At 73.1% G+C, this 12,506-nt stretch carries 14 protein-coding genes; 10 read left to right on the top strand and 4 right to left on the bottom strand.

The features are described from left to right. Positions 1 to 25 precede the first annotated feature (25 nt). The 6 genes from O7600_RS25215 (at position 26) to O7600_RS25190 (ending at position 3,361) form a co-directional block, all read left to right on the top strand. Positions 26 to 721, top strand: a complete 696-nt coding sequence (locus O7600_RS25215) for a response regulator transcription factor (protein ID WP_091580812.1) — start codon at positions 26 to 28, stop codon at positions 719 to 721. Continuing rightward, on the top strand, positions 714 to 1,733 hold the full coding sequence (locus O7600_RS25210; RefSeq protein ID WP_281590949.1) for a HAMP domain-containing sensor histidine kinase: 1,020 nt from the start codon (positions 714 to 716) through the stop codon (positions 1,731 to 1,733). Before O7600_RS25215 ends, O7600_RS25210 begins: the two co-directional genes overlap by 8 nt. Positions 1,734 to 1,815: 82 nt before the next feature. Further along, positions 1,816 to 2,001: a DNA repair protein gene (locus O7600_RS25205; protein WP_098746004.1), complete on the top strand. Its 186-nt coding sequence runs from the start codon at positions 1,816 to 1,818 to the stop codon at positions 1,999 to 2,001. A gap of 63 nt (positions 2,002 to 2,064) precedes the next feature. Further along, positions 2,065 to 2,322: a type II toxin-antitoxin system VapB family antitoxin gene (locus O7600_RS25200; RefSeq protein ID WP_099162240.1), complete on the top strand. Its 258-nt coding sequence runs from the start codon at positions 2,065 to 2,067 to the stop codon at positions 2,320 to 2,322. Then, positions 2,322 to 2,741 (top strand): PIN domain nuclease, encoded by a 420-nt coding sequence (locus O7600_RS25195; protein ID WP_281590948.1) that lies wholly within the window; start codon positions 2,322 to 2,324, stop codon positions 2,739 to 2,741. The genes O7600_RS25200 and O7600_RS25195 overlap by 1 nt, the downstream gene beginning before the upstream one ends. A 101-nt stretch (positions 2,742 to 2,842) precedes the next feature. Next, positions 2,843 to 3,361, top strand: a complete 519-nt coding sequence (locus O7600_RS25190; RefSeq protein ID WP_281590947.1) for a hypothetical protein — start codon at positions 2,843 to 2,845, stop codon at positions 3,359 to 3,361. 48 nt (positions 3,362 to 3,409) lie between these two features. Here the strand turns inward: O7600_RS25190 and O7600_RS25185 are convergent, their stop codons facing one another. Continuing rightward, positions 3,410 to 4,147, bottom strand: a complete 738-nt coding sequence (locus O7600_RS25185; protein WP_281590946.1) for a Clp protease N-terminal domain-containing protein — start codon at positions 4,145 to 4,147, stop codon at positions 3,410 to 3,412. A gap of 118 nt (positions 4,148 to 4,265) precedes the next feature. Beyond that, positions 4,266 to 6,614 carry a ricin-type beta-trefoil lectin domain protein gene (locus O7600_RS25180; protein WP_281594264.1) on the bottom strand — a complete coding sequence of 783 codons (2,349 nt, stop codon included), beginning with the start codon at positions 6,612 to 6,614 and terminating at the stop codon, positions 4,266 to 4,268. A 258-nt stretch (positions 6,615 to 6,872) separates the two neighbouring features. On the opposite strand from O7600_RS25180, the gene O7600_RS25175 reads away from it, so the two are divergent. After that, entirely contained in the window at positions 6,873 to 9,047 is a 2,175-nt protein-coding gene (locus O7600_RS25175) for a UvrD-helicase domain-containing protein (protein ID WP_281590945.1), read from the top strand. Here the strand turns inward: O7600_RS25175 and O7600_RS25170 are convergent. Both O7600_RS25170 and O7600_RS25165 read right to left on the bottom strand, forming a co-directional pair. Next, positions 9,019 to 9,426, bottom strand: a complete 408-nt coding sequence (locus O7600_RS25170) for a hypothetical protein (protein ID WP_174530865.1) — start codon at positions 9,424 to 9,426, stop codon at positions 9,019 to 9,021. The genes O7600_RS25175 and O7600_RS25170 overlap by 29 nt on opposite strands. Positions 9,427 to 9,440: 14 nt before the next feature. Beyond that, entirely contained in the window at positions 9,441 to 10,343 is a 903-nt protein-coding gene (locus tag O7600_RS25165) for a ParA family protein (RefSeq protein WP_099162247.1), read from the bottom strand. Positions 10,344 to 10,471: 128 nt separating this feature from the next. Here O7600_RS25165 and O7600_RS25160 point away from each other — a divergent pair, with 128 nt between their 5' ends. The 3 genes from O7600_RS25160 to O7600_RS25150 all read left to right on the top strand — a co-directional run bounded on the left by O7600_RS25160 (position 10,472) and on the right by O7600_RS25150 (position 12,437). Further along, positions 10,472 to 10,828 (top strand): VOC family protein, encoded by a 357-nt coding sequence (locus tag O7600_RS25160; RefSeq protein WP_281590944.1) that lies wholly within the window; start codon positions 10,472 to 10,474, stop codon positions 10,826 to 10,828. Positions 10,829 to 10,893: 65 nt separating this feature from the next. Further along, positions 10,894 to 11,391, top strand: a complete 498-nt coding sequence (locus tag O7600_RS25155; protein ID WP_281590943.1) for a SigE family RNA polymerase sigma factor — start codon at positions 10,894 to 10,896, stop codon at positions 11,389 to 11,391. Then, positions 11,391 to 12,437 (top strand): hypothetical protein, encoded by a 1,047-nt coding sequence (locus O7600_RS25150; protein WP_281590942.1) that lies wholly within the window; start codon positions 11,391 to 11,393, stop codon positions 12,435 to 12,437. The genes O7600_RS25155 and O7600_RS25150 overlap by 1 nt, the downstream gene beginning before the upstream one ends. Positions 12,438 to 12,506: the final 69 nt, after the last annotated feature.

The following is a 12,506-nucleotide window of genomic DNA, read 5'->3' as shown; positions in this document are numbered from 1 at the left end:
CCTCTCCGTACGCGGGAGGTCAGCGGTGGCGCAGCGGGTGCTGGTGGTGGACGACGACCGGACGGTCGCGGACGTGGTCTGCCGCTACCTGGAGCACGCCGGCTACGAGGTCGAGCACGTCGGCGACGGGTCGGCGGCCCTGGACACCGTGGCCCGCCGCCCGCCGCACCTGGTGGTGCTGGACCTGATGCTGCCCGTGCTGGACGGGCTGGAGGTGTGCCGGCGGCTGCGGGAGCGGCCGGACGGCGTACCCATCGTCATGCTCACCGCGCGCGGCGACGAGGCCGACCGGATCCTCGGCCTGCAACTGGGCGCGGACGACTACCTGGGCAAGCCGTTCTCCCCCCGGGAGCTGGTGCTGCGGGTCCGCTCGGTGCTGCGCCGGGCCGGCGGGGAGCCGGCCGCCGCGCCGCCGGAGCTGCTCGCCGACGGCGGCCTGGAGGTGGAGACCGGCCCCCGGGTGGCCCGCCTGCACGGCCGCGAGCTGACCCTCACGCTGCGCGAGTTCGACCTGCTGGCCCACCTGATGCGGCATCCGGCCCGCGCGTTCCGCCGGGCCGAGCTGCTCGACCGGGTGTGGGGCTGGAGCTTCGGCGACCAGTCGACGGTGACCGTGCACGTGCGGCGGCTGCGGGAGAAGATCGAGGACGACCCGGCGCGACCCCGCCGCATCGTCACGGTCTGGGGCGTCGGCTACCGGTACGAGCCGGCCGATGCGTGACCTCGCGCTGATCTTCGGCGTGGCGCTGGCCGCCGCGCTCGCCGTCGGCCTGGTCGGCGCGGTGACGTTGCGGCTGCTGCGCGGCCGGTCGATCACGGTGCACATCTCGGTGCTGCTGGCCATGACGGTCGGCGCGGTGGCCGCCGGGGTGGCCGTGGTCGCCCAGGCCATGTTCCTCTCCCCGCACGACCTGCAGGTGGTGCTGGCCACCGTGGCCGCCGGCGGCGTGGTGAGCCTGGCGGTGGGCTGGCTGTTCGGCCGCCGGCTGGCCGCCGCCGCGGTCTGGGCCGACCAGGCGCGGGAACGGGAGCGACGGATCGAGAAGGGCCGGCGCGACCTGGTCGCCTGGGTCTCGCACGACCTGCGTACGCCGCTGGCCGGCCTGCGCGCGATGGCCGAGGCGCTGGAGGACGGGGTGGTCGACGACCCGGCCACGGTGGCCGAGTACCACCGCCGGATCCGGGTCGAGACCGACCGGATGACCCGACTGGTCGACGACCTGTTCGAGCTGTCCCGGATCAACGCCGGCGCGCTGCGGCTGTCGATGTCCGCGGTGCCGCTCGGCGACGTGGTCTCGGACGCGCTGGCCGGGGCGGCCCCGCTCGCGGCGGCCCGGCGGATCCGGCTCGTCGCCCCCGAGGCGGGCTGGCCGACCGTCACCGCCAGCGAGCGGGAACTGGCCCGGGTGGTGGGCAACCTGCTGCTCAACGCGATCCGCTACACCCCGGAGGACGGCACGGTGCGGGTGGACGCCGGGTGCGAGGTCGACACGGCCTGGCTGGCCGTCGCAGACACCTGCGGCGGCATCCCGGAGGGCGACCTGTCCCGGGTCTTCGACGTGGCGTTCCGCGGCGAGCCGGCCCGCACCCCGGCGGTCGAGCCGGGCGGATCCGGCGGCCTCGGTCTGGCGATCGTGCGCGGGTTGGTTGAGGCGCACGGCGGGCGGGTAGAGGTGCAGAACGTCAGCGACGGATGCCGATTCGTGGTCCGCCTGCCGGCCGCAGGAATCTGACGCCCCGACGGAACCGCACGCATCGATCCTGCGTCATATTCATTTCCATACATGGACAAGTTTCTCTGGGACGGTAGTGGTCATGCCGAATCATCCGAATGACCGATTCCAGCAGGACGCGGAGCAGAGCTGGCGGGTCGCCGACTCCGCCGGGCGGTTTCCGGCGCAGCCGGGCTACCGCGAGGCCCGCGACCGGGGACTCTCCTGGGCCGAGCTGAACACCCAGCCCGCCGACAGCTCCGCCTGGCGCGGCCTCACGACCCGCTGACGCACCACGCCAGGCTCGCTTTTGGTGCCTACCCGGCGGCGATTCTGGTGTACGTTCGGAGGCATGACACGCATCACGGTGGATGTGAACGACGAGTGGCTCGAAGCGGCGCGTGAAGCCCTGGGCACCGACACCAAGGTGGCCACGATCAACGCCGCGCTGCACGCGTTCGCGGTCCGCCGGCAGGCCCGGGAGATCGTCGCCGCCTTCGACCAGGTCGAGATGGACTTCAGCGAGTCGGCCGCGGCCTGGCGCTACGGCGGCGGGCGGGACCTGAGCCGGCTGGCCGAGAACGCGCGCGAGGGTGAGGCGGCCGCCTGATGGCTGGCCGGATCCACCTCGCGGACACCTCGGTCTACGTACTCCAGGCTCGTCACCCGGTCGTTCGGAAGCGCTTCGAGACGCTGCTGGCGGAAGGGCGTCTCGCCGCCTGCCAGATGACCTCACTCGAATACCTGAACAACGCCCCGAACCCGAAGGGCTACGAGATCCTCTGGCAGGCCCTGCGCGGGCAACTCTGGCTGGACGTCACCGCCGAGGCGATGGACCGGGCCATGTCGGTTCACCGGATGCTGGCCGCGGACAGCCAGCACCGCAACTTCCGGCTGCCCGACCTCGTCATCGCGGCGACCGCCGAACTCCACGGCGCGGTCGTGTTGCACTACGACGCCGACTACGACCGGATCGCCGCACTCACCGGCCAGCCCGCCGAGTGGGTGGCCCCCAAGGGGAGCCTCTGAAGCGCGACGACACACCGGACGGCGGGCGTCCGGGGCTTCGCACACCTGTGCGGTAGCGTCTTGTGGTCCGATTTCCGGCTACGACAGGAGAAGCTCCGCGCATGGGCAAGAAGACGATCCACGTCTCCGACTTCACCGGCCAGGTGCTGTCCCCCGACGACGAGGTGGTCAAGGTCGTCGTGCTGGAGCACCCGGACCTGGTCGCCGGGCCCGTGCAACTGGACGCCACCCCGGTCGACGTGGAGAGCATCGACGACGCGGCGCTGGACGTGGCCGTGGTGGAGATCCACGACCGGCACGGCGGCGGTGAGCCGCGCCGGGTGGTGCTGACCGCCAGCGAGTTCGACGCGATGGCCACCGACGTGCCGATGGCGCAGCTCCTGCGTACCGCCGAGCGGGTGCGGCCGCCGAAGGCCCGACGGACCGCCGAGAAGATCGACTACGGCACCATCGAACACGCCGGCCGGCCGCACCGGGGTCGGGTGACCGAGGAGGAGGCCCGGCTGGTCCGGGACCGCCTCGACGAGGTGAACAAGCGACTCGCCGACGCCGGCATCCGCCAGGTCGACCCCGCCGACCCGGAGCACGCCGCCCGTTACGGCTTCCCCACCGCCGACTGACCGCTCGCGCGTCGGGCACGTGCCCCCGTGACACGTGCCCGACGCGGGTCAGGCCCGCTTGCGGTTCAGCTCCGCCAGTGCGCCCTCCACCGCGGACTCCATCGCGTCCTTGCGCAGGCCGAGCCCGCCGAGCACGCCCTGCTCGCCCTCCTCCTCCAGCAGGGCGAGCAGGATGTGCTCCGTACCGATGTAGTTGTGGCCCATCCGCAGCGCCTCCCGGAACGTCAGCTCCAGCACCTTCTTGGCGCGTGCGTCGTAGGGGATCAGGTCCGGGACCTGGTCGGCCTTCGCCGGCAGCGTCGCGGCGACGGCCTCCCGGAACATCTCCAGGGGTACGCCCTTCGCCACGATCAACGCGGCCGCCAGCCCGTCCGGCTCGGCGAGGAGCCCGAGTGCGACGTGCCCGGGGGTGATCTCGGCGTTGCCGGCGGCCCGCGCCTCCTCCTGCGAGGCCAGCACCACGTTGCGGGCGCGCGGCGTGAACCGGCCGAACCCGGCGCTCGGGTCGAGCGCGGCGGCGGTCTCCACCTTGGCGGCGGAGCGCTTCTGGGCGGCCTGCTTGCTCACCCCCATGCTGCGGCCGATCTCCGTCCACGAGGCGCCGGAACGGCGCGCCTGGTCGACGAAGTGCCCGATCAGGTGGTCCGCGACGTCGCCCAGGTGGTCGGCGACCAGGACCGCGTCGGAGAGCTGGTCGAGTGCGTTGGAACGGGTCTTCTTGATGCCCTCGATCAGCTCGTCGAGGCGCACCGGGTGGCTCATCGTGAGCGGCTCGTTCTCATCCATGCGTCAACCATAGGTTGACGCCTCCCTAGCGTCAACCTTGGGTTGACGCCACTCTCGTCGATCATGAGGCTGGCGTCAGGGGTTCGCCGCCAACCTCATGATCGACGCGTCGACAGCGTCAGCCGCGGATCCACTGCTGGTTGCTGCCGCCGTTGCAGGTCCAGATCTGGACCGCCGTGCCGTTGGCGGTGCCCTGCCCGTTGACGTCCAGGCAGAGACCCGAGGCGACGCCGACGATCGTGCCGTCGGCGTTGACCCGCCACTGCTGGTTACCGCCGCCGGTGCAGCTCATGATTCGCGCGCGGCTGCCCGACCCGGTGCCCGGCACGTCCAGGCACTTGTTGCCGTAGACGGTCAGCTGGTTGTTCGCGCCGAGCGTCCACCGCTGGTTCGCCCCGCCGTTGCAGTCCCAGATCTGCACCACCGCGCCGTCGGCCTGGCTGGCGCCGTTGACGTCCAGGCACCGGTTGGCGCTCGCGCTGCGGATCTCCCCGGTCGGGCTGCCGGAACCGTCACCGGGGGTGATCGACAGGTTGTCGAACTGGGCGGTGACCCCCTGGCCGGTGCCGTACCCGATCTGGCCGGCGACCCAGGTCGCGTCCGACACCGCGCCGACCGCGACGCCGTCGACGGACGCGGTGAGGGTGCCGCCGTCCAGCTTCAGCGCCAGGGTGTGCCAGCGGCCGGTGCCCAGGGCCGACGTGGTGCCGCTGGCCAGCGTGCGCCAGTTGCCGCTGGTGTTGTTGCTCCGGATGGACCAGGCGCCGCCGTCGGTGACCCGTAAGTAGTAGCCGTTGAGGTTCTGCGGGCCCTGGTGGTTGTAGGTGTTGGCGCGCCCGACGAGCTGGACGTAGCCGGGCTTTTCCAGCAGGACGTCCGAGGACACGGTGTAGTTGCGCCAGCTCAGGTCGCCGAGCAGGGCGTACGGCTCGGCCTGGCCGGAGGTCCAGTAGATCGGCGCCCGGTCCGACATCTGGCGTACGCACTGCCCGGCGCGGCCGGCGGCACACCCGGCGATCTCGAACGAGCCCTGCTGGTCCATCAGGTAGCGGGCCTGCCGGCCGGTGGCGTAGCTGTCGAAGGTGTCGGCGTACGGCAGCCGCAGGGTGCCCGCCGCCGGGCTGGTCGCCATGCCCTTACCCTGCCCGCTGGTGGTGGTGATGCTGTAGACGTGGCCGGGCTGGACGGTGAGCGAGAAGCGCCCGCCGACCGGGGTGATGTCGCCGCCGCGGACGAAGTGGTCGGCGGGGTTGCTCGACCGGACGTTCGTCGACCACACCCGCACCACCCCGGTGGACAGCCCGCCGGTGACCGTGAGGTCGAGCGTCTGCGCCGCGCCGGCGTCCATGGTCTCGATGACGGTGCTCCAGTCGCTGGTGTTCGGCGACCTCAGCGAGACGTAGCTGCCGTTGTTGCGGTTGCCGCCGAGGTAGCCGCCGGATCCGTCGAGGTAGCGCCAGCCCGGGGCGGTGAACTGCGTGGTCTGCGCCATCACCCACGCGCTGCGGCCGATGGAGTACGCGCCGGACCACGGCTGCTGGGCCACCGCCACGCCGGTGGTCGCCCACGGGATGTTCGGGGTGATGGCGGCGATGGCCGGCCAGTTGATGTAGCCGGTCATCCTGCCGTCGAGGTATCCCCGGTTGACACCCCGGGCGAGCGCCGCCGCGCCGGCGTTGTAGTCGTCGGAGCCGTTCTCGCTGGCCCACAGCTGCTTGCCGGTGGAGATCGCGTTGGCGGAGCTGGGGCAACTGCTCTGCGCGCTGCGGTAGCCGCAGACGTAGTGGCTGCCGAAGACCTGCACGGCGTTGGCGAACGCCGGGTCGCGGAGCGACTCGTCGGCGGCGGCCCACCCGAAGTCGTCCGAGGCGACGATCTTCACGGCGCCGTAGCCACGGGAGTTGAGCGCGGCGCGCAGGTTCTTGTACCAGGTGACGGTGTAGCCCTTCTCGTTCCACCCGCCGAGGTAGGAGATGGTCAGCCCGTGCGTGGCCGCGCAGTCCAGCCAGGCCACCAGGTAGTCGATCGAGTCGGTGGACCAGAAGTTGCCGTTGCCGATCCAGCCCGGCGCACCCCAGGCCAGCCCGGCCAGCGCGATGCTCGGGTTGCGCGTCCTGGCCTGCTCCATCAGCCACCACTCGTAGCCCCGGTCGCAGTTGACGCTGCCGCGGGTGTGCTCGTGGCTGGGCTCGGCGCCGGAGGTGGAGTTGGTGTCGCCGCCGATCTCCACCTTGAGCAGTTGCATGGCGGCCCCGTAGCCCGGTTTGAACAGGTAGTCGAGGAGGTCGCTGCGCTGCGGCTCCGGATAGTCGATCAGCAGTCGGCTGTTGCCGCCGCCGCCGCTGACCGCGCCGACGCCGTCGAACGTGCGCCCGCCGGACGCGCCGTTGACGGTGATGGCGGTCGCCGCGCGCGCCGGCTCGGCGTGCCCGGTGAGCACGGCCGCCGCCGCCACCACCGCGACCACCGCCGCCGACACCGCCGTCCGCCACGCCCCGCGTCGTCGGACCACTCTGTCGTCCACCCGGCTCGCCTCCTCGACTTCCTCGACAATTGATCGTCAGATTTCGATACGTTTCGGCGATGTTAACGTTCACACCGATCGACGGTCAACGACACGGGCGCTTCCCGCGGGGGTCGGCACGGCGCCGGACCGGACGGTACGGTGGTCCCCGACCGAGTCCCGCCGGCCGGACCGGCCGGCACCGGCGTGAGGGAGGGTCGCGTGGCGTCCACGGCAGCCGACACGGCGTCCAAGGCAGCCGACATCGCCGCCGAGCAGGCATACTTCGACGTGGCGGCCGCGCACCGCGATCGGCGCCGCGACGACCTGGCGCGGCTGCCGTCCGCCGCCGCCCACGGCGCCGCCGCCGCTCAGCTTCGCCGCTACGCCGACACCGCCGCCCGGGCGCTCGGCGCGGCCGACGACGCGGTGGCCTTCGGCCGGATCGACGACGAGGCCGGCGAGGTCCGCTACGTCGGACGGCACCTGATCCGGGACGCCGACGGCGAGGTGCTGGTGGTCAACTGGCACGCCCCGGCCGCCGCCGGATGGTTCGAGGCCACCGCCGACAACCCCGCCGGGATCCGCCGCAAGCGCGCCTTCACATGCACCGGCAACACCATCGACGACCTGACCGACACCATCCTCGCGGAGATCGCCGAGACGGTCGACGCCCACCTGCTGGCCGAGCTGGGCCGCGGCCGCACCGGCACCATGCGGGACATCGTCGCCACCATCCAGGCCGCCCAGTTCGCGCTCGTCCGCGCCCCGCGCGACCGGGTCCTGGTGATCGAGGGCGGGCCCGGCACCGGCAAGACCGCCGTGGCGCTGCACCGGGTGTCCTGGCTGCTGTTCCAGCACCGCGCCGACATGTCGGCCCCGGACGTGCTGGTGGTCGGCCCGCACCCGACGTTCGTGCGCTACATCGGGCAGATCCTGCCCGCCCTCGGCGACGACGGGGTCGAGCTGCGCGACGTCGGCCGGCTCGCCCCGGACGTCCCTCGTGGACGCGTCGAGCCGGACGCCGTGGCCCGGATCAAGGGCGAGGCCCGGATGGCCGGCCTGCTCGCCCGTGCGCTGGACGCCCGGATCGGCGTCCCCGACCCGGCCGAGCGGCTGCTGGTCGGCGGCCGGTTCGTCACCCTGCCCGGCGCCGAGGTCGCCGAGGCGCTCGCCTCGGCCCGGGCCGCCGACCTGCCGTACGCGGGCCGGCGCCGGCTGCTGCGCGACCGGCTCGCCGCCCTGGTGACGGCCCGCGCAGGCGTGGACCCGGGTCGGTCCGACGCGGTCGGCAACCTCGCCGAACGGCTCTGGCCGCAGCAGACCCCGACCGGTCTGCTGCGCGACCTGCTCGGCTCCACCGCGCGGCTGCGGGCCGCCGCGGGCGAGGCGTTCACCCCGGCCGAGATCGCGGCGCTGCACCGGCGCGGCGCGGACCGGTTGTCGCGGGAAACCTGGTCGGCGGCCGACCTGCCCCTGTTGGACGAGCTGGCGCACCTGATCGACGGGACGGGCCGCCGCTACGCGCACGTGGTGGTCGACGAGGCACAGGACCTGTCCCCGATGCAGTTGCGCGCGGTGGCCCGGCGCAGCGCCACCGGCTCACTCACGGTGGTCGGCGACCTCGCGCAGTCCACCGGCACGTGGGCGCGCGACTCCTGGACGGAGGTGCTCGCCCACCTGCCCGCCACGTACCCGGCCGAGATCGCCCCGCTGCGGTACGGCTACCGCGTACCCCGGCAGCCGTACGCGACCGCGGCGGCGCTGCTGCCGGTGGCCGCGCCGGGAGTGACGCCGGTGGAGGTGGTCCGGGACGGGCCGGCGGACACCGGCGTGCACCGGGTCGGCCTGGCCGAGCTGGCCGCCCGTGCGGTCGCGGTGGCCCGCGAGCACGCCGAGGCCGGCCGGTTCGTCGGCATCGTCTGCCCGGCGCGGCAGCGGCGCCCGGTCGAGGCGGCGCTGGCTGCGAACGGCGTGGCCTGGAGCAGCGCCGACCGGGGCGAGCTGGGCGGATCGGTCAACCTGATCAGCCCGCAGGAGGCCAAGGGCCTGGAGTTCGACGCGGTGGTGGTGGTCGAGCCGGCGGAGATCGTGGCCAGCGACGAGCGCGGTCACCGACTGCTCTACGTGGCGCTGACCCGCACCACCGGCCACCTCGACATCGTCTGCACCGGCGACCCGGTGCCGCTGGACGCCCCGGTCCGGGCCCGACCGCCGCTGGGCGGCGAGGCGGAGGCGTCGTTCACCCGGCGGGAGGCACACCGGCTGGCCGAGCACCTGGCCGGGCAGCTGCGCAACGCCGCCCCGCCTGCGTTCTGGGCCGACGTGCTCGCCGAGGTGCGGGCGACGCTGCTGCCCGGCGGCGCGGTCAGCCCCGGGGCGCCGGCGGACGACTGATCGCGGCCGAGTCCAGCCGCCGACCCACCGTCCACTGCACGATGTCGTGCTCGATGTCGGCCTTCCTGGCCTTCGCCGGCACCGCGATGCCCAACTCCTTGGCCAGCGCCCGCAGCTTCGCCACGGTGAGCTTCAGGTCGGCGAGATACCGCACACCGGCCGCCCGGTCGCCGATGGCCGCGAGGTCGGCGCGAACCCGGTCGACGTCCAGACCGGCCGAGACCGCGGCGGCAGCCGGCCGGGCGGCCCGCGTCCGGTCGACCACGGCCAGCTTCGCGGTGCCGTCGGCCAGCGCGGCGAGCTGGTCGGCGGGCAGCGCGCGGACGAAGTCCGCGACCCGCAGCAGGACGGCGTGGGCCAGGTCGGCGGGGTTGGACACCGGAACTCTCCTTCTCACAGGCGGGTGCGGGCCAGGAACTCGCTGGCCAGCTGCCGAAGCTCGTGCTGCACCGTCTCGTTGGCGTTCGGCACCAGCACGGCGGGCAGCCGCCGTTCACCGGCGGTGCCGAACAGGGTCTTGTTCTCCCGGACGGTCTGCCGGAACACCGGGACCTCCAGGCTGTCGGTGTGCCTCATGTAGTTGCGGGACGCGTTGATCGGCCCGCCCGAGGCGTACTGGATCATAGTGAACACCACGCCCAGGTACTGCGGGTCGATGGTCGGGCCGGGCGCGGCGACCCGGTTGAAGTCGCGGACCAGCTCGGAGACCTTGCTGCGCAGGTAGTCGATGCCGAGCGTGGACAGGTAGTCCGGCCGGGCCGGGGTGAGGATGTGCTCGCTCGCCACGATGCCCGTCCGGGTGACCATGGTGAAGTTCGGCGCGCAGTCGATGAGGATGTCGTCGTACCCGGCGAACTCCTCGGCGCCGAGCGCGTCGGCCAGCGCCCGGTGCAGGGACAGGAAGTGCGGGCTGCCGTGCTGGAAGCGCGACCCGCCGAGCGCCGCGGCGATGTCGAGGTCGACGTCGACCAGCCCCAGGTGGGAGGCGACGAGGTCGAGCCGGCCGCCGTCGGGCAACAGCGCGTTGGCCGGTTCCGGCGTGAGCACGTACGGGTGCAGGGGGCTGGTCGGCTCGTCGGCCAGCACCGACCCGAACCACTGCAGGATGGTCCTCTCGTAGGCGAGGTCCCGTTCCCAGTCGTCCGCCGCGTAGAACGAGAAGGTGAGACTGGCCTGCGGATCGAGGTCGATCAGCAGGACCCGGCGGCCACGCGCGGCGAGTTCGGCGCCGAGGTTGGCGGTGATCGTGGTCTTGCCGACCCCACCCTTGTAGTTGATCACGGAGGTGATGCTCATGCCGCGTCCCGCATCGGCCCATGATCGCAGGAACGGGCCCGGGTCCGCATCCGGCGGACCACCGGCCGATCGAGGTCGCCCGAGATCCGACGAACGCCACGTTCGCCGGTCTCTGCCAGGATCGGTGGATGGCGAATGTCTGGTCCGGTGTCACCGTCGACTGCGTCGACCCCGAGCGGGTCGCCCGGTTCTGGAGCGCCCTGCTCGGTCGCGAGCCCGGCGCGTCGCAGGAGGGCTGGGTCTACCTCGGTGAGCGCGGTGACCCCCAACCGAGGCTGGTGTTCCAGCCGGTGCCCGGGCCCCGCACGGGGAAGGTCCGGATCCACCTCGACATCACGGTCGACGACCTCGACGAGGCGATGGCGACCGTGACGAGACTCGGCGGCGGGTTCACCGGCGAGCGGCACGACTACGACGAGGGGGTCGTCGTCGTGATGACCGACCCGGAGGGCCACGAGTTCTGCCTCGTCGAGTATCGCGACTGACTCCGGGCGCGGAAATCCCGGACATGTCTGTCTACGGGACGGCCGACCTCCGGCGTTAATAGGGCGTGACGTTCGAGGAGTACGCGTTCGCGCGCACCGCAGCGCTGGTGCGGCTCGCCCGGTTGCTGACCGGTGACGAGCATCGTGCCGAGGACCTGGTCCAGGACGTCCTCGCGAAGGCGTACGCCCACTGGGGGCGCATCTCCCGGACGGATCAGCCCGACGCGTACGTCCACCGGATGCTGGTCAACGCGAATCGCTCGTGGTGGCGCCGACGGAGCAGGCGGGAGATCTCCACCGCCACGGCGATCGATCGGGTCGGCGGGGCGGACGAGGCCGCCGGCGTCGTGGAACGCGACGCGTTGTGGCGGCTCGTCCGTGACCTGCCGACCAAGCAGCGCACCGTGATCGTGCTGCGCTACTACGAGGATCTCGACGACGCGGCGATCGCCGAGATCCTGCAGTGTTCGACCGGCACGGTGCGCACGCATGCCAGGCGGGCCCTCCAGGCGCTGCGGAAGCGCCAGGACGCACCGGCGCCCGCGCGGACGGGAGGAATGTGATGTCCACCGACCTCGATCAGCGCCTTGCCGCGATGCTCCGGCACCGGGCGGGCGGCGACGTCGATCCGACACCGATCGTGGAGCACGCCCGCCGCCGCGGTCGTCACCTGCGACTGCGCCGCCGCGGTCTGATCGCCGGAGGCGCGGCGGCGGCCTGCGCCGCGCTCGCCGCAATGGTCATGGTGGTGCCCACCGGCAGGGCGCCGGACACCGCGCTCCTGACGTCCGCAGCGCTGGCGCTGCCGGACGCGCCGGGCCGGCCCGGCGCCGTCGCGCGTCCCGAGGTGGTCGGCGCCGACCCCGGTGTGGTGCACTTCGCGGCCCCCACCCTGGTCGAGGATGCGGAGTACGCCACGTGGAGCGCGGGACGCGGCGTCGAGAGCGTCGAGTTCCGGGGCCGGACCGGTCACGCCCGGTTCGCGCTGGCCCGCAGCGCCGCGACGCTGGACGGGCTGCAGCAGACGCTGTCGTCGGCGGGACGACCCCAGCCACGGACGGACGTGCGCGTCGCGGGCCGACCGGGAGTCGCCTGGTACGACCCGTCCGGCGACCGCCAGCTGTGGTTCGTCCGGTGGCAACCGGTCGACGGCCTCTGGGCCCAGCTCGACATCTACGCGGCCGGCCGCGACGCGGCGACGGGTGCGGCGAGCCGGGTCCGGTTCGATGGCGCCCACCGCTGCGTCGTGCCGTTCCGGCTGCGGTCACTGCCGGCCGAAGCACGTCTGCTGGCGTGCTCGGTCACGCTCGGCCGGTCGAAGCGGGATCGCTTCGTCGAAGGTTCCCTCGTCCTAGGGGACGAATCTGGCCGCTGGCTGACGGTCCGGGCCCAACCCGCGCCGGGCAACGGGTCGCGGGCCGGCGACCTCGTCGCCGGGCCCTACCAGGCGCGCCGGCAGGGCAGCGACGTGCTGGAGATGCGGGTCGAGCCGTGCTTCGTCGAGGCGTTCCTGAAAGGCCGGGGCCACGGCTACACCGAGGCGGACGGCCTGGCCGTTCTCGGCGGGTACCAACCGGCCGGCGACCTCGACCGTCCGGAGTCCTGGTGACGGTCCGGCTCGCCGGCGGAGGTCCGCTGCGACTTCCGCGCGAGGCCCGGCCGTCCCGCCGGATGTTCG

Origin of the sequence: Micromonospora sp. WMMA1998 (genome assembly GCF_027497375.1) — a bacterium.
GTDB lineage: Bacteria > Actinomycetota > Actinomycetes > Mycobacteriales > Micromonosporaceae > Micromonospora > Micromonospora sediminicola.
This window is presented reverse-complemented; position numbering and strand designations above follow the sequence as displayed.

Coding starts and splice junctions, on each gene's coding strand:
- O7600_RS25210 (WP_281590949.1), top strand. CDS start 714: ATGCGTGACCTCGCGCTGATCTTCGGCGTGGCGCTGGCCGCCGCGCTC.
- O7600_RS25205 (WP_098746004.1), top strand. CDS start 1,816: ATGCCGAATCATCCGAATGACCGATTCCAGCAGGACGCGGAGCAGAGC.
- O7600_RS25200 (WP_099162240.1), top strand. CDS start 2,065: ATGACACGCATCACGGTGGATGTGAACGACGAGTGGCTCGAAGCGGCG.
- O7600_RS25195 (WP_281590948.1), top strand. CDS start 2,322: ATGGCTGGCCGGATCCACCTCGCGGACACCTCGGTCTACGTACTCCAG.
- O7600_RS25190 (WP_281590947.1), top strand. CDS start 2,843: ATGGGCAAGAAGACGATCCACGTCTCCGACTTCACCGGCCAGGTGCTG.
- O7600_RS25185 (WP_281590946.1), bottom strand. CDS start 4,147: ATGGATGAGAACGAGCCGCTCACGATGAGCCACCCGGTGCGCCTCGAC.
- O7600_RS25165 (WP_099162247.1), bottom strand. CDS start 10,343: ATGAGCATCACCTCCGTGATCAACTACAAGGGTGGGGTCGGCAAGACC.
- O7600_RS25160 (WP_281590944.1), top strand. CDS start 10,472: ATGGCGAATGTCTGGTCCGGTGTCACCGTCGACTGCGTCGACCCCGAG.
- O7600_RS25150 (WP_281590942.1), top strand. CDS start 11,391: ATGTCCACCGACCTCGATCAGCGCCTTGCCGCGATGCTCCGGCACCGG.